We start from the raw sequence: 20,484 nt of genomic DNA, 5'->3' as shown, positions 1-20,484 counted from the left end.
TTTCCTTTACAAGATATGTAGCCTGACTCTTTTTAAGGCTTGATGTCGCCAAATAGGGAGTGAATCAGCAGTTGTAGTGCCTTGCGTTGTTTATCATCAATATCCTCGTAGCAGGGGCGGCTCTCATTGGCGCGGTGTAATAGTGCGACCAGCCAGTCATAGATATATATTGCATTGACCGCCGTGGTTGGTGCGCCAAGAGAGGTCAAGCGGTTGTCTGCACTCGCCTGAGGCGGCGGGGCAAAGATCGCTGATTCTTTACTTATCCGGCTTATTGGGCGATCGGCTAATGGCGTCTGGTTATATCCCAGCCAGCCAACAAAGTCGTTTATGACATTTGCGGCACGGGTAATGGCGATGGCGGCATCACTCTCATTTTGTGCCAGTGCCTTTGCCAAGGTCAGTTGAAGTTTAAGCCGGTTGCCTGTGGAGATAAGAATGTCACACAGTGTTTGACGTTGGGCTGAGTCCAGTCCCCATGACGGTAGGGTGGTCTGGCGATGCGCCCACTGGCGCAAATGGCCGACCCATAGCGCATACACTTGTGAGGCGAAGTCGCAATTTTTGCTGATTGACGGCGTCAGCGGGGCCAGATCGTCATCCGCAAACAGATCGATTTTTAGCTCAAGATCTTTAGGTTTGTTGAAGACCTTCTGGTGGTATTGCAACCAGCACTGATGAATACTCTCTCGGGGGAGGCTGAGTTGGTCAATAAGTTCACCGTGCTGGGCCGCTTGAGTTTGCAGTGTACGAATGAGATCTTCGGCTTGTTGCTGATGGTTCGTCGCGCTGATGTCACTGCTTAAATAAAGACGCTGAAATTGCTGGGCAACCTGCTCTGTTAGGGTGCGCTGGAGCGCGCTCTGCCGATGCTGACGGCATGATGTATTTAATGCGACAGCCAGCCACTCCTGTAAGCTCGCCATGTTACGCTTATCCACGGCCTGCAATGTCCCCCAGCGGATACCAAGTGCGGTAATCGCCTGCTGAACGGCCTTATCATAAGGTTTACCTTGGGTAAAACGCATATCGAATGGCGTGATGGCCCAGATCAGTCGAGGCAGACTGTTTTGGCTCTGCGGCTGGGTGTGTTGAACCCACTGTGCCAAACTCTTCGCCATCGGCGAGACATGTTGAGCATCCATCGCGGCATCACAGATCAACAAGGTGTCCGGTTGTAGGCGCTCTTGATAGTCACTTAATTGGTGTGTTGGGATATCCACCAGTTCGACACCAGCGAGTGCAGATGGGTGGCTGAGTGTGAATGTGATTTCAGCACAAACACGCGCCAGTTCCTGCTCGGTGATGCTTTGGTATGTGGGTGCGGCTGCATTTTTACGCAAGCAAACAATAACATCAACCTCTTGCACCGATTGCTCTGACGAAATCGGGAGCAGGAATCCTTCGCGGGGAAGGAGGAAGCCATCAACAACCAAACTGGCTGGTGCTAAAACGTGAGAGAGGTTTCCCAACTGTTTGAGTGTTTGAGCTTGTTGCCGCCATTGGGATGTTAGCGCTGCATTCCCTCCCCATAATAGTGACAGTAATTCCGCGCGGTCAGTGAGACTCAACCAAGGTGCCAATTCTGCCATCTGGTACTGAAGCCCATCATCCAGTTGATATGGCTGGCGAATATTCTGCTGATAACAGTGCATTATTGATGAGAACTGTTCGCTGGTCATGCCGGCATTCGGCTCTGGCTGACGTCGTGCTTGTAGCTTGGCTAAGGTAGCCGTAATAACACTGCTGGATCGCGGCTGGGAGGGGTGACCCGGCGGATGTTGGCGTATCAGCCGTTGGGCTAACTCACTTTCACTGAACAAGGTCAGTAACAGCGGGTAATTCTCTACCACGGGTTGCTGCGCATCGGTGAAACGCACCGCCATTGAGGTTGGCCCATGACCGGGGTTGATGTGTGTCAGGTAGTTAAGTGTGTTTTCACCCAACTGAACATACAGCTCATCTCGCCCCTCAGTGATGATCATTTTGAGTAAATGATGCTTGCCTTCAATGGCGTTGCCATACAAGCCAAGGGTCATTGGCGTGTGGCTTAGCGCGCTAATTTTTTGCTGACGATGGCACCAATGAGTGAGTCGTGCCAGCAGCCCGTCCGCTTCAAGATGCAGCTGTGGAGAGTGCTCACGGGTACGTTGTAACCAGTTCGTCAGATGAGTTAGCATCGGGTCAGATGGATTCATTTTGAGTAGACACTCCCGCTATCGATCCAGTAGTGATTTGCTCCGCTATAGCTGTTGGCAAGGGTATTTAGTTTTAATTTCAGGGCTGTGAGTGGGACGGGGCTGCCATCCTGCATTTTGGCTTCCACCAGTGAAAAGTCGGCACTATGTGGGTCATATTGTAGCCGGACATACAATACGCCATCGCCAGCAATGCGCTTAGCTAACTCGGGAGTGGTTATTTTCAGTATATACAGTGGCGTCGCTGGCCAGTGTGCATCCGCCAACTGGCGGAAGCCCAAATAGGTATCCCCCCTCAGTGGGAAGCAAAGCTGGCTATCCAGATGCGCGTCGGGGTTATCCAGGTCAATATCGGCATACCAGACATTATCCTCATGCAAATTATGACTGCCATCAAGCACGCCGAGATAACGAATGGTGGAATAGGCTTGGATATCTGCCGCTTTAAAATTGAAACCAGGCAGACGCAAGTCGATCGCCAGCCGGTATAACATGGCGCCCAGGGCTGCGGTTGATTTCGGGTTCGCAACACAGCCATGACGACCAAAAGGAAATTGTCGGTGAATGGGATAACCCCCTAACCAGACAATACGACTGATGGGGACGGGTTGCAGGTAGCGCAACAGTGCCTGAACACCTGGTAGGCAAGCGGGGTGCCCCGTGACAAGCAGTACATCACAACAGTAATGGCGGATGATTTCGCCGAGTGACTGTAGGGGGGCGGTGAGGCTAAATCGCCCCGTCAACAGTGCTTCTTTGAGGGTCGCCAGCGCTATTTGCAAGGGCGTATTCAGTACGTCAAACGGGAGAGCTTCTACGGGTAATAAAGGCTGAATTAGCTGATGAATATAATTTATTACGTTTGCTGTGGGTGGCTGGCTCAGTAGCTCACCAAATGTGCCCTCCAACTGGGCGTAAGGATCCAGTGGGTCACTCTTTTCCCAGCTTGCCAGAATGGCATGGCCGAGCGGAATAAACAGCTGCAAGGTGGTCTGCTGGCGCAGTGTGGCCCGGTTGTCATCAAGATCCACGTCACCGAATAATTTTGCCATGATGCTTTCGACATCCGCAATGCCAGCATCAAGCAACACTTGTTGTAGGGCAGGCAGAACACAATACTGGATGACATCCAGCAGAAGGTCGTCCCCTGCAATTTTAAATCCCTCTCTGAACAGCAAACGTGGGGTGATTTTTATATTGCTGCCAATGCCGTCATCTAACTGATATTGCGTAATCGCCATGTCGGTGGTGCCGCCACCAATATCAATAGAGGCCACGCGCAGAGTGCTACCGAAGGCGGTATTCGGTGGCGTCAGGCGTTCGGGGCGCGCCAAACTCTGGAAGAGGGTTCGGGCGTGTCCGGCATAATTATTCATTGTTTCATTATAGAGCCAGACCAGCTGGCCACAGGTCGCTTCGTCCCACTCCATATGCACCTCTGGCAGTGGTAAGGTGTCTATCCCCTCTTCATCCGATTGCCATCCAAGGGCTTTCCAGACCAACTGTGTGGCTTCTTTCACCCGAAGCCGAAAAATTTCACGCTCTTGTTTTGGCATCGCGGAGGGCAGGGTAAGGATCAGGCTACGCAGGCGACGGGGAGCATGTATTAGCCCCATGTTTTGCCGATGACTGACACTGTTGATTTGCACCAATGCCTGAGTGATGACCTCACATAACATCATGGTCATTAGAGAGCTGCGGCTATAATTGGATGAAAATACGGGCAACCGCTCCTCTGGTGGCAGGCTATGCAAAGGTTGGCCATCATCATTCATCAAATTCATGAGTGGAAGTGCAATCGCGCGCGGCTCACTCTGTTTTTTGCCACTGAACTGGCTGAAACGCCAGGCTTGAGGGGCGGGCATATCATCCCAGAGATAACGCCGTGGACTTGAGATCCCGCTAATGCCATCAGTGCCTTTCCGCTGCATCGCCAGGCGACCAGCTTCATCCCCAACCCGAACAATCGAGGGCCAGATAAAGGCATCTTCACGGCCACTCTCCATTGAGAAATGATGTTTACCAAACTTTGCCTCATTGAACTCCAGACGGCTGGTGAACAGGGGGGCGCTGATAAGTTGGGGATCGCCCAGTGAACGGATGTGTAGTTCTGAACTTTGCTGTAACCCGGCATTTTTTTCGCCATGATCTTCAAGTAATACGCCACAAGTATGGCTATTACCCACATCAAGTATCAGATCAACCGGGACCATGGGCGAGTTCAGTGTCTGTGTCACTATTTGCACGTCAGGTACAGCGACTTGGGTGCCGAGCATTTCCAGAATATTGAGGAAATGTGCCTGATATTCAAATGCTTTCATTGCACTATTGATATCGCGCTCCCCATTTTCGTCTTGACGGGTGGCGTAATAGTGGACAAAGACCTCACGAAGCCAGCCATCTACCCATGTTTGATCAAGAAACTCATTGATTTCATTATTATGCCAGGCGAGGACAAAACGAGTGCCATTACGGACATCTGCTCGCGTGGGCATCAATTGGGCGCTGGCATCATCCTCAGCATGCACTTTGGTATCAAAAGCAATGCAGATACGTAAGGTATTACCGGCGGGATCGGGTTTTTGCAGGCGCTTAATATGAACGCGTGCCCAGTTCTCCGGACTGCTGCTCAGGCTCCGTGCGGAACTAAAACGCATAAAAGGCAGCGGCAGCCAGAGACTATCCAAGACCCGCAGAGAGTCTTCGAGTGAAATCGTACTTTCTGGCTTGAGGATCTCCGGCTCACTGCCATTCTCACCCGGCAGGGTGAATTTGCCTGATTGGGTCTCATAGCTGAGTCGCAGTAGCGGGCCGTTAACACTTTGGCGAACAAAACGGCCGCTATGGGGGTTGTCCATCACAGGAGTAATACCAAAATCCAGGAACTGGATACCGCTGTTTTTGACCAGAGTGACACTCGATGGGTAATCGATAAGGTTTATCAACATGGGTTATTTACTCACTTTAATAAACGTGATTGGAACAACGGTGTCACCCGCATAGCTCCCTGTGCACTGCGCCACACCGGAGAGGGGCTGTGTGCAAATAATATCGGGAATGGGGTAGCGGCTGCCGTCGCTGCATTTGGCTTGGCCGCGACTCTTGATACTGAGATTGCCCGATGGCATCAAGCCTAATTGGATGTCTGATTTACAGGTGACGTTGTCGCCATGCATTGTCCGAACGGTGCCGCTATTATTATTTATCTGATAGCGCAGGCTCGGCGGCTTGCCGGTGAGGGGATCTTTGACATCAATAGTGGCTCGCCAGGCACCATTTAGAAATTTGGTTGACCCGGCTTTAACCGCCTCCGCAGGAAGCACCAGTGCATTTTTGGCCGGTTTGCTCTGTTCTCTCTCCGGCGTGTTGACCGGTGGCTTTACCACAACAGGGGGCGGGACGACCTGGGCCGGTTGTAATGGCAGGGTATTAGTTAATTGGATCATTGGGGCTATTGGCGCTTCGATTGTAGGTATAAACGCGTCGGGCGACTCACTTTGGGTGAATAGCGATGGAAATACCGCGGCCAGATACGAGTAGGCCAATGGCGCGATGACAAAAAGTGAGACTAGCGCAATGATTTTTGGCATCAAACGTGGCCGGAGTGCGCGTGATTTTTCCGGTGATGATTCTGACGCACTCGGGGGGATCGGTTTTGCCACCACTGTTGCAACGACGGGAGATAAAAGAGGCATTTCTGGCTGGCTCAATGTGACTCGAGTTGGCTCAGGATCTGCCAGATACTCCTCATCCTCATCCTCATCCTCATCCGCTTCTTCCACTACGGTTGTTGCCAAAGATGGCTTGACAGGATCGGCTATTTCTACATCTGGCAGCTCGGATAGCGACAAGCACTCAAGCACATCCTCCCGTGCGGAGTCGCCCAAATTCACAAATCCCCAGAAGGTAATGACGGGCTTATCTGCAACCAGATAAATATATTGGCTGGCAGGAAATTGGAGTGCTTTGGTCATCAAGGAACCGAATAACTGTACTGCGGTTTTCTCGGCGTGTAGGCAGCGCTGACTTATCGTTGAAGAGGTGGCCAGGCAGTTTTCCAAATAACGCAGCGCATGTTGACGCTGGTCTTGACTCGCTGATGCCCAAGGTGTGATAGCGCCCTCAAATGGGGCATACCAGTCGACTTTTTCTTCAGCATCATTGAGCTGGGGAATAGCCAAACAATCCAGCACTATTTTTTGTTTTCGCAGACGCAATGTTTCGCGTATTTGTAACGCCGAATCAAATATGGTCTGCCCATTCTCACCCAGCGCAGTGAGTTCATTTAGATAACCACTACGCAATATTATTTTTGCCACTTCATCAACCTTGCCTGTTAGGCATATTCGCTAATCAATTCTGCACAGTCTATTTTAACGCTTTAGTGGCAAAAAAAACGGCAAAGAGAAGGGGCGAGGAGCGGACAAAAGTGTCAGCTTATAAGCTGATTGATGCTGGAAAATAAACTTCCTTGTTAAAGGAAGTTTACATAGGGTGAAAATGCCAGACGAAGATATTTAGACACTGATGTTATAAACTTTTCCAGAAGAAGGCTGATTTGAATGTCCTTCAGAACCATATAATGATGAGCCTGTGCTTGCTTTATTAACAATGTTTTTCAGGTTATTGGCTTTTTGCATGTGTATATCGAGCAACACATAGACTTTTTTATTTAGCTCATCAGCGGCTTTAACTTTTTGGGTAATATTTTTCCAGTAGGATGAAAACCTTGCATTTTTAGGATAAGGCGCCGTGTGTTGTAACGTTATCTCCTGTTGCTTGCGCAGTTCATCATAATGGCTGATGGTAGACAATAATTGACTTTTGCTGTCAGACACAATCTGCAGTGAAACAGGATTTATTTGTGGCCGTTTTAATTGATTCGCCTCTTCGATAAGAATTGCTTCCAGTTCCTCGAGGGAATCCTCCAATTTGAGTAGAATGGAGCGTAAATTTTCCATTTTCATTTTTTTATAATAGTTTGTTAGTGTTGAAATATATCTTGTACCAAGACATTAGCAATTTTGTCGCTGTCGAGAACAAGTTCACCTGCATCCATAGATGCCTGAATTTTAGCAAGGCGATCGTAATCAATATCGCGGGAGCTATCTGTCTGTATCTGATTGGTCAACTTACTCAATTTAACCTGTGTGCCGGAGTTTTCGTTGCTCACGATGGATTGTGAACTCAGCTCTGCTGTTCTTGGGCGTAATTTTAAATCCTGCGGAGCATTCGCAGTGGTCATTGATAATGGTTGTTGTGCTCGATCTATACTCATCGTCATCCCCGGGAATTCGTTACTATTGCGACCTAGTGGTAGTGGTATGAATATAATATCGGTGGATATCAAAAAAACTAAAATTATTCTTTGAGGTCAATGTTCACTTTCCCCTCTGCGGTGACTGTGCCGGTCATTATTTGTCCTGTCTTCGTGATAATTCGGAGTGTTCCTCCCAGCGCGGCGTTATCCAGTGCCTTGCCTCTTGACCGGATCCTAAACCCTGGCCCTGTTGCTATCATCTCGACTTCCTGCCCGGTCATAATAACCCGAGGTTGCCGTAACTGATTTTGAAGCACAGGCTGCCCACGATTAATGGAGCGGGTGGTTGTTAGACCAATAATATGCTCTTTGTTGAAGACTACCCCCTCTGGCAGGCGTGCCAGGGAGCCAGTTCGAGATTCAAGATCTTCTGGCTGGATGGTGACGCCTGGTTTAAGGGGATGGCTTGGCGTCCACCAAGTGCCTTGTGCATACACCGCTATCTGGATAAATTTTCGCTGGCCTTCACATTGTGCAATCACACTTTTGTTGCCAGTGAGACGAGTGTTATTACCTGCAAGTGAGAGTTCTGGGTTGGGGCACAGGGAGGTGAGTTGCTCGGGAGGAGTTAGGATTTTTATGGTTCGAGTAACGTCGGCGTCAGTGGCACTCCCGCGCTGAGAATTTAGCAGTGCTGCTATTTGTGTCTCCAGTGCGTTATCCGATGGCTGGGGGGCCGCCGTCGCATCAAACATCTTGAAACAGACAATAAGTGTTAATAATGTAATAAAGTGGCTACGTGAGGGAAGCATGGATTTTATAACCTTAATAATATGGATGTGGGCAAAAAGAGTTTATAATTGGTTTTGATAATAAAAATTATATGTCAGAAATTAAGTTTATTAACATGCTAAATACGCAAATTATTGGCGCCAATTCTCCCGATAGCGGTTATTAATGCCCTCTGAGTGAGTCATCCTTTTAATTAAGGTTACTTTTGTCATATCCTCGCAGTATAAAATTGAACCATTCAACCATAAAATGGCAGCGTTATTTTTCACTTAGTAGAGGTCAATTCTTTCATGATTGATAAACTTGATAACGCGTTTCGTTTTCAGCAAGATGCACTAAGGTTATTGACTCAGCGTCAGGACATTTTGGCCTCTAATATAGCTAATGTCGACACACCTGGGTATTTGGCGAGAGATATTGATTTTTCTCAACAATTAAAAACTGCAGTGGATCGCAGTGCGCCTGAAAAAGGCTCACTCTCCTTAGGACTCACCTCAGGTGCACATATTGCAGGTATGAAATCTAGGATGAATGATAGCCAATTACTTTATCGCATTCCGGACCAACCCAGTGCAGATGGCAATACTGTTGATATGGATCGTGAGCGAATTAATTTTGCTGATAATAGCATGAAATATCAGTCCAGCTTAACGATTCTCAGTACGCAAATTAAAAGCATGATGGCTGTCATCAATTAGGAATAATTATAGCGATGTCAACATTTAGCATCTTTGATATTTCGGGCTCAGCTATGGCAGCCCAATCGAAACGACTTAATGTCAGTGCCAGTAATATGGCCAATGCCGACAGTGCTGTCGGCCCTGATGGGCAACCTTATCGCGCGCGTCAGGTTGTTTTTCAGGTCAATAGTGCTCCAGGACAAGAAATTGGCGGGGTTCGGGTGAGTGATGTGATGGAGAGCAGTGATCCCGATCGGATGGTCTATGAACCAGGTAACCCATTGGCAGATGATAAAGGCTACGTGCGCATGCCAAATGTCAATGTCGTGAGTGAAATGGTGAATACCATTTCTGCCTCCCGAAGTTATCAGGCCAATGTAGAAGTTCTAAATACAGCTAAATCAATGATGTTAAAAACATTGACCTTGGGTCAGTAAGGAGCCAGAAATGGGTGTTTCATCAGTAATGAATTCCACTGATGTATCTGGAGGTACGGGGTCCAGCGGTGGTAACAGTATCGAGGATTTATCTAATAGTTTTATGACACTCCTCGTTGCACAAATGCAAAACCAAGATCCAACTAACCCAATGGATAATAACCAGCTGACCTCTCAATTGGCGCAATTTAATACCGCATCAGGGGTTCAACAGCTCAATAGTACCCTTAATAGCGTCGGTACTCTTGTGACCAGTATGCAGCAAATGAATGCTGCGGAGTGGGTCGGCCGTAATGTCTGGATTGAAGGCGAATCGGTTATTTCTTTTGCAGACGATGGCAATAAAGAATTTGCGTTCGCTGCGGATACCGATGTGGACAAAGTGACGGTGACGTTAACTGATTCGCAGGGTAATGCTTATTCTGCCGTCTTGGAAAATGTCAAAGCAGGTGTGAATAAATTCACTTTCGACGATTTGAGTAGCTTCCAACCCGCCGAACCACCAACTGATATTGAGGGTGGATATAAGGTTTCATTCTCAGCATCAAACAGTGACGGTAGTGTGCCAAATGTCTCTGCTTTGAAAAAAGCAAAAGTGGACGGTGTTTCATTTACCACTGCCGGCGCAGTATTGCAGTTGGGATTAAATGGGACGGCGACATTAGGCAACATTTATTTAATTGAGTGATCAGATCTCGAATTTTATTTTTTAGCGTTCAGGAATATCAATAATGAGTTTTTCACAGGGCCTTAGTGGTTTAAGCGCAGCTTCGCAAGCACTCGATGTTGTGGGTAACAATATTGCGAACTCCCAAACAGTTGGGTTCAAATCGGGTTCTATCGCCTTTGCCGACGTATTTGCTGGATCCCAGGTAGGGATGGGGGTACAGGTTTCTTCTGTTAATCAAAATTTCAGTGACGGTGTTTTGGGCATGGGGAACAGCAGCCTGGATATGGGTATTCAGGGGAACGGTTTTTTCCGTTTAACGAATGACGCCGGGCGGGTGTTTTATAGCCGCAATGGACAATTCAAAACCGATGCCGATGGTTTCATTGTCAATAACCAAGGCATGAATTTGACCGGTTTCCAGGCTACCGGTAACCCACCAACTATTCAGCCAGGTGCTGCCGTTGGCCCGATTCAGATCCCTAACGGGCAGATGCCTGCTCGTGCGTCTGATAGCGGTATCCTGAATGGGAATCTGGACTCTGGTACTGAGGCGATAGATCAAACCGTCAATCCCTTTGATCCCGCTGATAACAGTAGTTATAGCTCAGTCAGCCAGTTAGATGCATATGATAGTTTGGGCAACAAGCACACTATCAATATTTACTTCGTTAAAACCGGTGACAACGAATGGAAAGCCTACTCCAGCAATACCACTTCACCAAAGGTTGATGGTGCAGGTGATGCGGTTTATCAGGAGCTGGACATTCAGTTCGATACTTCGGGTCAGTTGGTCACCACACCTGCAAAATTAAATATTCAAGGGGCTGCTTTTAACGGCGGTGAGCCACTGAATTTTGATCTGGATCTTGCGGGGATGACCCAACAAGCCTCCGAGACCTCAATGGATAGGCAGTCAACGACGGGTTACGCCCCCGGCATGATGAATGGTTATACCGTTGGAGATGGTGGCGAGATTATTGCTTCTTATAGTAATGGCGAGCAGCAATTACTTGGGCAGGTTGTGTTATCGAGCTTCACCAATCCAGGCGGTCTGTCATCTCAAGGCGATAACTGTTGGTTAGAAACACCGGAGTCCGGGCAGCCCGTCACTGGCATTTCAGGTACGGGGAACTTGGGGAAATTGTCTGGTAATAAACTTGAAGCCTCCAACGTTGATCTGAGTAAAGAGATGGTCAATATGATCGTTTATCAACGTAACTATCAGTCCAACTCACAGACCATTAAGACCCAGTCTGAACTCCTTCAGATTCTGGCTAACCTCAGTTAACGGCGGCTCCTATGGATCGCGCAATTTACACCGCAATGGGCGCGGCTAATGCCGCCCTTAATCGTCAGGGCGTGACGTCCAACAATTTGGCCAATGCATCAACCACGGGTTTTCGTGCACAGCTTTCGGCATTTCGTGCCGTGCCGATTAATGGGCCATCAGTTGAAACCCGCACATTGGTAACCGAATCTACGCCGTATCACGATGATTCGATGGGAACCATTAACCAGACAGGCCGCAACCTTGATGTTGCTTTGCCGCAGGATGGTTGGCTGGCCGTCGAACTTCTCGGCGGCGGAGAGGCTTATACCCGCGCGGGCAATATCGATATTGATAGCGAGGGTTTGCTGAGGGTCAATGGGCGTGCCGTGCTGGGGGATGGTGGCCCGATAAATGTCCCACCACAGGCAGAATTAACGATAGCACCAGACGGAACCATTACCGCTCTCGGCGCGGGAGAGGAGCCTTCAGCGCTTGCTCAAGTGGGAAGACTCAAGCTGGTTAATGCTCGGCTTCAGGATCTGCGTCACGGTGACGATGGTCTGTTTCATATTGCTGAAACCTCGCCTAATGCCGGATTGATGGCGTTACCTGCCGACCAAAGTTTGCAGTTAGCGCCGGGGGCACTGGAAAGCAGCAATGTGAGTCCCGTTAAATCCATGGTGGACATGATTGCCACAGCACGCGGATTTGACATGAATATAAAAGTCATCAGTGCGGTGGATGATAACGAAAAGAAAGCTAACCAATTACTGGCCATGGGGTAAGTCCCGGCGAAGAGGAATTTCAGTATGATCCGTTCTTTATGGATTGCCAAAACAGGTCTTGAAGCTCAGCAAACCAATATGGATGTTATCTCTAACAACCTGGCAAACGTGAGCACCAATGGATTCAAACGACAGCGTGCGGTATTTGAAGATCTGCTTTATCAGACGCTACGACAGCCTGGCGCGCAGTCCACGGAGCAGACAACGATACCCTCTGGCTTGCAATTGGGGACTGGGGTTCGACCTGTATCGACTGAACGTCTTCATAGCCAGGGGAGCCTGAACCAAACCAGCAACAGCAAAGATCTGGCAATTCAAGGAAACGGTTTTTTCCAGATTCAGCTTGCTGACGGAACCACGGCTTTTACTCGCGATGGTTCGTTCCAGATTGATCAAAATGGCCAGTTGGTGACCTCCAGCGGTTACCCGGTTCAACCGGCCATCACTCTCCCGCCGGATGCCGAAACATTGACAGTAGGTAATGACGGCATCGTGAGTGTCACCGTTCAGGGACAAACGGCTCCACAGCAGGTAGGACAGATCACGTTAAGTACCTTTATTAACGATTCTGGTCTGGAAAGCATCGGTGAAAACCTCTACCGCGAGACGCAGTCCTCTGGCGCACCTAATGAAACTACGCCAGGTCTGAATGGCAGCGGCACGCTCAGACAAGGGTATGTCGAGACCTCCAACGTCAACGTGGCAGAAGAGCTGGTTAATATGATCCAGACTCAACGTGCCTATGAAATTAACAGTAAAGCGGTATCAACATCTGACCAGATGTTGCAACGCCTGACGCAGCTTTGATAACACCTATCAGCCAGGCCCTTGTGCTCAAAGCAAGGGCCGATTTATGGCTATTTTGACCGCAGTGGATGAAATGAAAAACCAGTCTTGTTACGCCATACCCAAAAGAAACGCCCCCCATGCACTCCTTGGTTCTAAAAGTGTTATGGGGTCGTTTTTGTCCCCGATAGTGCTGACATTGTTTCTGACGGGGTGTTCCTACATCCCTCATCAGCCACTGGTGGGGGGTGTAACAACTGCCAGCCCGGCCTCACCCACGATGACCACCGTGAATGGGTCAATTTTTCAGACCGGACAGGCAATGAGCTATGGCTATCAGCCGATGTTTGAAGATCGTAGACCGAGAAATGTCGGTGATACTTTGACCATCGTGCTGCAAGAAAATGTCAGCGCCAGTAAAAGCTCTTCAGCCAGTGCTAACCGTGGTGGCTCCACCGGGATATCTGTCGACGCTGTCCCAAATATGTTGTCTGGGCTACTGGGTGGCGATCGGGCCAATACAGCCATTAGTGGGAGTAGCGATTTCTCAGGTAAAGGCGGGGCCGCCGCGAGAAATACCTTCAGCGGGACGATTACCGTCACCGTGCAACAATTACTGGAAAACGGCAACCTCAGGGTGGTTGGTGAGAAGCAAATCGCCATTAATCAGGGGACCGAATTTATTCGTTTCTCCGGCGTAGTCAATCCACGAACCATCAGCAGTAGTAACACAGTGATCTCTACTCAAGTATCCGACGCACGCATTGAATACGTCGGTAATGGGTACATCAACGAAGCGCAGCAGATGGGTTGGTTACAGCGTCTGTTCCTCAATATTTCTCCCATTTAATGTAAAAGCTAATGAATACTTCATTTTTAACGTTATGCCTGAGCTTGTTTTTTACCGGCTTGATTTTTCTCGTACCGCAAGATGCTCAGGCAGAGCGAATTCGTGATTTAACCACTCTTCAGGGCGTTCGTAGCAACTCTCTGATGGGGTACGGACTGGTCGTCGGGCTTGATGGCACTGGCGATCAGACCATGCAAACCCCGTTCACCACACAAAGCCTCAGTAACATGTTATCGCAGTTAGGGATCACCGTGCCTCCAGGCACCAATATGCAGCTTCGAAATGTTGCCGCCGTGATGGTCACCGCTGAGTTGCCGCCATTTTCACGTCCAGGCGAGAAAATTGATGTTGTTGTCTCTTCACTGGGTAATGCGAAAAGCCTGCGTGGCGGTACGTTACTCATGACCCCTCTGAAAGGGGTTGATAACCAGATTTACGCCCTTGCTCAGGGGAATTTACTGGTATCGGGAGCGGGGGCGCAAAGTGGTGGGAATCGGGTACAGGTAAATCAGCTAAACGGTGCCCGGATAAGTGGCGGTGCGTCCGTTGAACGCGAAGTTCCCGTCTCATTTGCCAATGAGAATATTCTACGTCTTCAGCTCAATGAAGATGATTTCTCTGTTGCTCAGAAAATGAGTGATGCAATAAATCGCCGATTAGGTGGTGGGGTCGCAATGGCTGAAGACTCTCGGACCATCAAACTCAATGCACCGACTGACAGTGCAGCAAAAGTGCGCTTTTTGGCAGAAGTACAAGATATTCCAATCCAAATTGACATCATGGATGCAAAAGTGATTATCAATTCTCGTACGGGATCGGTGGTGATGAATCGGCATGTGGTGCTTGATGCTTGCGCCGTTGCTCAGGGCGATTTGACGGTGGAAGTCTCCCAAACAAATGAGGTTAGCCAACCCAATACGCCACTGGCGGGCGGACAGACGGTGGTAACACCCAATACGGAAATATCGATTCGTGAACAAAATGGCTATTTACAGCGAGTAAACACCAGTGCTGACCTTAACAACGTTATTCGTGCGTTAAACAACTTGGGCGCAACACCGAATGATTTGATGTCAATCTTGCAATCAATGAAAAGCGCGGGTTGTTTACGGGCCAAATTGGAGACTAACTAATGAGCAGCTCACCACTTTCTACAGGCGCAGCCTTCGATGTTCAAAGCCTTGGTGCACTAAAGTTAGAGGTGAAAAATAACTCCCCGCAGGGGATAAAAGAAGCGGCAAAGCAAATGGAGGGCATGTTTATTCAGATGATGCTCAAAAGCATGCGTGACGCTTCTTTTAAAGATGGCTTATTGAATAGTCAGCAATCTGACATGTTTACCTCCATGTATGATCAGCAGATATCGCAGGATATTGCTCAACAAAGCAAGATGGGGTTCGCTGACTTAATGGTGAAACAGATGGGCGGTGAAATGCCCATCATACCCAATACACCGGGCGCAGCCCCGGCACCCTATAGCCTCAATCCAGCGCTGGTTAAGCAGCAATATGTCACACCTCAACCCAATGCTGGCGCGCACAATAGTGCTGAGGCGAAGAATAATAATGAGGGGGGGGCGACACGCTACAACAGCGCTGCGGGGAATAGCACTCACTTTATTTCGCGCATCTTGGGGCCAGCGATAACTGCTGCACAAAAAAGTGGTATTCCTCATCAATTAATTATTGCCCAAGCCGCACTTGAATCTGGTTGGGGGAATAGGGAAATTGAGACGAAAGAAGGTAAGCCTAGCCATAACTTATTCGGTATAAAAGCGACACCGAACTGGAAAGGTGAGACGACTGAAATAACCACAACAGAATATATTAATGGCAAGGCACAGAAGGTCAAAGCTGCTTTCAAAGTATATCCATCCTATGCAGAAGCTCTCACTGATTACACCTCATTATTGATGAATAACCCCCGCTATCAAAATGTTGCCAAATCTAACACAGCGGAAAATGCTGCACATGCCCTACAATCAGGTGGATATGCTACTGACCCAAGTTATGCAAAAAAATTAATCAGTATCATGCAACAGGTAAAAGGGAATATAAATCAAGGCCTGAGCGCCTACAAGACCGATCTTTCTTCATTATTTTAGCCCTTAACGGTTTAGTTTATTTTTTAATAACCGATAGATTAGATATGTACGAATTTTCCTAGGAAGATTTCCTAGAAGAAAATGCTAGCAATTTTTCAAGAAGTATAGCGATGGTGATTTATGAATCTAATGAATTTGGCCCAAAGCGGATTGAGCTCGGCTCAGGCAGCGCTCAATGTCGTAGGTAACAACTTAAATAATGCCATGACAGCAGGGTACAGTCGCCAGAGTATTATGCTCGGTCAAGCGGGTGGTCGCACAACCAATGTCGGTTTCTTTGGTTATGGCGTTCAGGTTGATGGCGTCCAGCGTGCTTACGATGGCTTTATCAATAATCAGCTGCGTAGTGCCGTTACTGATTTCAGCGCATTGACAAGCCGTCATAACCAACTTAGTCAAATTGATAATATGTTCGGCGATGATACCAACAATATTTCTGTGTCGATGAATAATATCTTTACCGCACTGGAAAAAATGAGCAGTGATCCAGTGAGTCCAGCTGCCCGCCAGGGAGCCTTATCTCAATTTAGAGCGATCTCGAGTCAATTTAATAGTAATAGCCGTACCCTCAACGGATTAGAAAAGAGTACGAATACACAAATTAACCAAACCGTAAATGACATTAACGCTAATGTAAAACAGTTGGCAAAACTGAATGATGAAATCACCAAGATTCATGGACAGACGGGTGGTCTTCCTGCCGACTTACTTGATCAGCGAGATATGTTATTAGAACAGCTCAGTGGCGCTGTTGGTATTAGAGTTAATGAAGATACAACCACAGGCCGGGTGAATGTCACTCTCACTAATGGGATGCAATTGGTTAATGGCAATCGCGCCTATGAGCTTGAAACATCATCTTCGGCTGAAGACCCGAGCAAAACGGTAGTGTCCTACATTGATGCATCCGGTAATAAGATGCAACTTAACGAATCTACAATGACGAGTGGAAAATTGGGCGGGTTATTTAAATTCCGCAATGAGGATCTCGTAGATGCTCGTAACCAATTAAACCAGCTCGCCTTGCAGATGGCGAATAAGTTCAATGAAGTTAATGCTGCAGGTTATGATCTTGATGGCAATCCGGGCGGCGATATATTTAATATTGCCAATCCGGTTGCACTCGCTAACCGAAATAATGCCAGCGATGCCACATTAGACATCAGCTTTACCGATATCAGCCAAGTCAAAGCTGAAGATTATACTTTAACGTATAAAGGTCCTGGACAAAACGATTGGGAAGTAAAAACCAGTGATGGTAGAACGATTACCCCCACCATTGGCGCTGCGGGCGAACTTGAATTCGATGGTATTTCTATTACACCGCAGGGAACACCAGAACCCAATGACAGTTTTGTTTTGAACCCAACGTCAGGCATTGCGGGGTCACTCAATGTCGCCATTACACAAGGTGACGAAATAGCGGCCTCAAGTTCATCTGATCCGAGTGATGTCAGTAATAACGAAAACATCAAAGAGATGATTGCGATTAAAGACGCCACGTTGATCGGTAATGGCACTTTGACCGAAGCGTATGCCAGCTTGGTCAGTTCCGTTGGGTCATCAATGACGGCACTAAAAAGCGATGTGACAACAGGGGGTAATGTTTTAGAAGCGGTAGCACTTCAACAGCAAAGCGTTATCGGTGTTGATCTGAATGAGGAGTATATGAGGCTGGAAATGTATAGCCAATACTTTAACGCCAATACAAAAGTACTCCAAACGGCGACAACCCTTTTTGACACATTATTAAGTATTAGATAAGCCCCATTAACGGTATTGCGAGTAATTTGATAAGAGATTGAGGAAATAACAATGCGTCTCAGCACCCAGTACATGTATCAACATAATATCGATAGTATGTCAAAGGCCATGACGACTAACAATAATATTTACATGCGCTTATCAGCCCAGAGAAATTTATTGACGCCTTCTGATGACCCCGCTGGTGCTTCACAGGCCATTATTTATCAAAATGCACTATCAAATATTAATCAATTTGATACAGCGCGCTTATATGCTCAAGATGCGCTTGAACAGGAAGATAATGTTCTCAGTTCTGTGGGGAATATTTTAACCAAGAATTTGAGTGAAAAGATTATTGCAGCTGGCAATGATACTCACTCGGATGCAGACAGAGCAGCACTGGCCACGGAATTGCAGGGCATTCGCGACAACTTATTGGATTTGGCAAATAGCAAAAACAGTAATGGCCGTTTCATTTTCGCTGGATTTAAAACAGGCTCTGAGCCTTTCCAGAAAGATGGTTCGTATGTTGGCGGGGATACCCCGCCCACCCAGATCGTCGCCGATAGTACCGAAATGCAGGTAGGCCATATTGGTAGCGATGTTTTTATGACTGGGACATCTGACGATATCTTTGCTGCATTGGACAGCGCTATTGCTGCACTAAATACCCCTATAGTTGATGATGCTGACCGCGAGGCGCTACATCAAGTATTGGATAGCGCCAATATCGCGGTGAAAAATGGTATCGACAATCTGGGTAAAATTCAGGCGCAAGTAGGTACTAATCTCCAGCAGATTGACTCTTTGGCCTTGAACTCAGCGACACAAAAAATCAATATTGAATCCAGACTGCAAGAAACAGTGGGGTCGGATTACGATTCAATTATTACATTGATAGCCCAATCTAAAATGTCTGATTTTGCTCTGAGCTCCTCCATGATGGTTTTTCAGAGTATGCAGAAAATGTCTATATTTAATATGTAACCTTAACTCGACAGTGTTTCACTATAATTAAACTATAAACATCATTACTTAACTAGTATGTAAAATTATAGTATTAATAAATCACAACATCTTATTTTTGAGGAATAATTTAAGCAGGCATCTGCTTAGATTGATATCTACTATGTTAAAAAAAATGAAAATATCTACAGGCATTACTTTCATTATATGTATGTTCGCCCTATCGTTGAGTGTGATAGCCGTGTTCAGTTTGTTCAACTCTATTGAGAGCAAAGATAACTTTAATCGTACCATTGTATCGACTTCAAATATGGAGGGTATGCAAAGCTCCATCTTCAATCTTTATAGTGGGTTGGCGCAAGTTAATGGGTTGTTGTTACAATCAAGTCTTAATAGGACTATTGACCCGCAATCGATCGCCAATGCTAAAGATATTCTCGCTAATTCAAAAGCGACAATGGATAGCTTCATGTCAACGGGGTTCAATTCAACTGAGGTAGAACAAGCCGCTATTGTACTAAATAAGCAGTTTCTACGTGTATTGAACACCACTCTTGATAAAGCGGACTATATCTCCAATCCAGCCGGTATGCCCGATACCCTGGAGAAGGAAATGCAAGAACGCACGATTTTAAGAGAAAATATAAACGCCTACCAAAATATTGCTAATCATCTTAATGATAACTTTATTCAGGGTGCAGACAGTGTGTATCGCCAGATGGTTACCATGGCGATAGTGGTGCCGATTATTTCAATCGTCTTGTTAGTGCTTGTTCGCATATGGCTAAAACGTACTTTGACCACGCGGATGTCACAAACTTCAGCATCGATCAAAAAGATCGCCAGTGGTGACTTAAGTGAAGAGATCCAGGTTGGTGATGAAAATGAACTTGGTCTGATGCTGGTTGAGCTGGAAAAAATGCGTGTGTCGTTGACAGGTACTGTCTCTAATATCAACGACGGTGTGAGTCGAATTTATAGCAATGCTCAAGAGATCGCTCAGGGTAATAATGATTTGTCAGCCCGAACTGAAGAGCAAGCGTCGGCATTGCAACAAACCGCAGCCAGTATGGAACAGCTCAAAACAACGGTTCGTCAGAATGCGGATAATGCTCATACCGCACGCCAACTGGCAGAAAGTGCAAGTCTCAATGCACGCAATGGTGGCAATGTTATGACTAATCTTGATGACATCATGCAACAGATTACGCAAAGTTCGCGTCAAATTGCAGATATTAATGGCGTCATCGATAGTATTGCTAATCAAACTAATATTCTTGCGCTTAACGCGGCGGTTGAAGCCGCAAGGGCCGGTGAGCAAGGGCGCGGATTTGCGGTCGTTGCTGGGGAAGTACGTAGTTTGGCCAAGCGCAGTGCTGATGCAGCCAAAGAAATTAGTCAGCTTATAACGACTTGTGTAGCGAACATGAATACAGGTTCTCAGCAGGTAGATCAGGCTGGAACCGTAATGAAGGACATTGTAAGCTCTGTTACCCAAGTGACTGATATAATGGGTGAAATTACCTCTGCTTCTGATGAGCAAAGTGCAGGTATTAATCAAATTGCCCAAGCAGTCAATGAGATGGATCAGGTGACTCAACAAAATGCTGCCATGGTCGAAGAAGCTGCACTGGCTGCCAATAATCTGGAAATGCAGTCAGAAGAGTTAGATAGCATCATTTCTAAGTTCACTATCAATAAAAATATTGGCAATAGAAAGACCCATAGAGAACGCGATAATGGAATAGAGCGAAATCGTGATAAAAAAACGCTACGACCTGGACCTGTATCTGCCAAGCAATCCGAGATGAATAAAAGTATCGCTGAAGAACAGTGGGAAACGTTTTAATCAGACTGTTGGATTTATTAGCAGTACTAATAAGTATCCTAGGTGATAGGTTCATCATGACGTTTTTGGTAGTGATGATTAAATCAAAGTT

The 20,484-nt window shown here is 47.2% G+C and carries 18 protein-coding genes; 12 read left to right on the top strand and 6 right to left on the bottom strand.

Annotated elements, in window-relative coordinates; genetic code table 11:
* Positions 1-32: 32 nt before the first annotated feature.
* From HRK25_RS03670 to flgA, 6 genes are all read right to left on the bottom strand, one after another.
* Positions 33-2,198 carry a virulence factor SrfC family protein gene (locus tag HRK25_RS03670; protein WP_032896444.1) on the bottom strand — a complete coding sequence of 722 codons (2,166 nt, stop codon included), beginning with the start codon at positions 2,196-2,198 and terminating at the stop codon, positions 33-35.
* Positions 2,195-5,146: a virulence factor SrfB gene (locus tag HRK25_RS03665; RefSeq protein ID WP_005270929.1), complete on the bottom strand. Its 2,952-nt coding sequence runs from the start codon at positions 5,144-5,146 to the stop codon at positions 2,195-2,197. Before HRK25_RS03665 ends, HRK25_RS03670 begins: the two co-directional genes overlap by 4 nt.
* 3 nt (positions 5,147-5,149) lie before the next feature.
* Entirely contained in the window at positions 5,150-6,517 is a 1,368-nt protein-coding gene (locus tag HRK25_RS03660) for an SrfA family protein (RefSeq protein WP_005270930.1), read from the bottom strand.
* A 198-nt stretch (positions 6,518-6,715) separates the two neighbouring features.
* Positions 6,716-7,159 (bottom strand): flagella synthesis protein FlgN, encoded by a 444-nt coding sequence (locus tag HRK25_RS03655; protein ID WP_032896544.1) that lies wholly within the window; start codon positions 7,157-7,159, stop codon positions 6,716-6,718.
* A 23-nt stretch (positions 7,160-7,182) separates the two neighbouring features.
* Positions 7,183-7,476, bottom strand: coding sequence for a flagellar biosynthesis anti-sigma factor FlgM (locus tag HRK25_RS03650; protein ID WP_032896447.1), 294 nt, complete (start codon positions 7,474-7,476; stop codon positions 7,183-7,185).
* An 83-nt stretch (positions 7,477-7,559) separates the two neighbouring features.
* Positions 7,560-8,270 carry a flagellar basal body P-ring formation chaperone FlgA gene (gene flgA / locus HRK25_RS03645; protein WP_005270935.1) on the bottom strand — a complete coding sequence of 237 codons (711 nt, stop codon included), beginning with the start codon at positions 8,268-8,270 and terminating at the stop codon, positions 7,560-7,562.
* Between the two features lie 270 nt (positions 8,271-8,540).
* On the opposite strand from flgA, the gene flgB reads away from it, so the two are divergent.
* From flgB to HRK25_RS20280, 12 genes are all read left to right on the top strand, one after another.
* Positions 8,541-8,948, top strand: coding sequence for a flagellar basal body rod protein FlgB (flgB, locus tag HRK25_RS03640; RefSeq protein ID WP_005270936.1), 408 nt, complete (start codon positions 8,541-8,543; stop codon positions 8,946-8,948).
* Between the two features lie 14 nt (positions 8,949-8,962).
* Complete coding sequence (gene flgC, locus HRK25_RS03635; RefSeq protein WP_032896450.1) at positions 8,963-9,367, top strand: flagellar basal body rod protein FlgC; 405 nt, start codon at positions 8,963-8,965, stop codon at positions 9,365-9,367.
* Between the two features lie 10 nt (positions 9,368-9,377).
* On the top strand, positions 9,378-10,055 hold the full coding sequence (locus HRK25_RS03630; RefSeq protein WP_032896453.1) for a flagellar hook assembly protein FlgD: 678 nt from the start codon (positions 9,378-9,380) through the stop codon (positions 10,053-10,055).
* 43 nt (positions 10,056-10,098) lie between these two features.
* Positions 10,099-11,325 (top strand): flagellar hook protein FlgE, encoded by a 1,227-nt coding sequence (gene flgE / locus HRK25_RS03625; RefSeq protein ID WP_032896456.1) that lies wholly within the window; start codon positions 10,099-10,101, stop codon positions 11,323-11,325.
* Between the two features lie 11 nt (positions 11,326-11,336).
* Positions 11,337-12,092: a flagellar basal body rod protein FlgF gene (locus HRK25_RS03620; RefSeq protein WP_005270955.1), complete on the top strand. Its 756-nt coding sequence runs from the start codon at positions 11,337-11,339 to the stop codon at positions 12,090-12,092.
* Positions 12,093-12,116: 24 nt separating this feature from the next.
* Positions 12,117-12,899 (top strand): flagellar basal-body rod protein FlgG, encoded by a 783-nt coding sequence (flgG, locus tag HRK25_RS03615; RefSeq protein WP_005270956.1) that lies wholly within the window; start codon positions 12,117-12,119, stop codon positions 12,897-12,899.
* A 145-nt stretch (positions 12,900-13,044) separates the two neighbouring features.
* A complete protein-coding gene (locus tag HRK25_RS03610; protein ID WP_049602698.1) occupies positions 13,045-13,728 on the top strand; it encodes a flagellar basal body L-ring protein FlgH in 684 nt (227 codons plus the stop codon).
* A gap of 11 nt (positions 13,729-13,739) precedes the next feature.
* Positions 13,740-14,861, top strand: a complete 1,122-nt coding sequence (locus HRK25_RS03605; protein WP_005270958.1) for a flagellar basal body P-ring protein FlgI — start codon at positions 13,740-13,742, stop codon at positions 14,859-14,861.
* On the top strand, positions 14,861-15,832 hold the full coding sequence (gene flgJ, locus HRK25_RS03600; RefSeq protein WP_032896459.1) for a flagellar assembly peptidoglycan hydrolase FlgJ: 972 nt from the start codon (positions 14,861-14,863) through the stop codon (positions 15,830-15,832). The genes HRK25_RS03605 and flgJ overlap by 1 nt, the downstream gene beginning before the upstream one ends.
* Before the next feature lie 120 nt (positions 15,833-15,952).
* The gene (gene flgK, locus HRK25_RS03595) at positions 15,953-17,596 is read left to right on the top strand and encodes a flagellar hook-associated protein FlgK (protein WP_032896460.1); all 1,644 of its coding nucleotides are present in this window, start codon (positions 15,953-15,955) and stop codon (positions 17,594-17,596) included.
* 51 nt (positions 17,597-17,647) lie between these two features.
* A complete protein-coding gene (gene flgL / locus HRK25_RS03590; protein WP_032896462.1) occupies positions 17,648-18,565 on the top strand; it encodes a flagellar hook-associated protein FlgL in 918 nt (305 codons plus the stop codon).
* A 142-nt stretch (positions 18,566-18,707) separates the two neighbouring features.
* Positions 18,708-20,393, top strand: coding sequence for a methyl-accepting chemotaxis protein (locus HRK25_RS20280; RefSeq protein ID WP_032896464.1), 1,686 nt, complete (start codon positions 18,708-18,710; stop codon positions 20,391-20,393).
* The last annotated feature ends 91 nt before the right edge of the window (positions 20,394-20,484 follow it).

It is taken from the genome of Yersinia bercovieri ATCC 43970 (genome assembly GCF_013282745.1).
Lineage (GTDB): Bacteria > Pseudomonadota > Gammaproteobacteria > Enterobacterales > Enterobacteriaceae > Yersinia > Yersinia bercovieri.
This window is presented reverse-complemented; position numbering and strand designations above follow the sequence as displayed.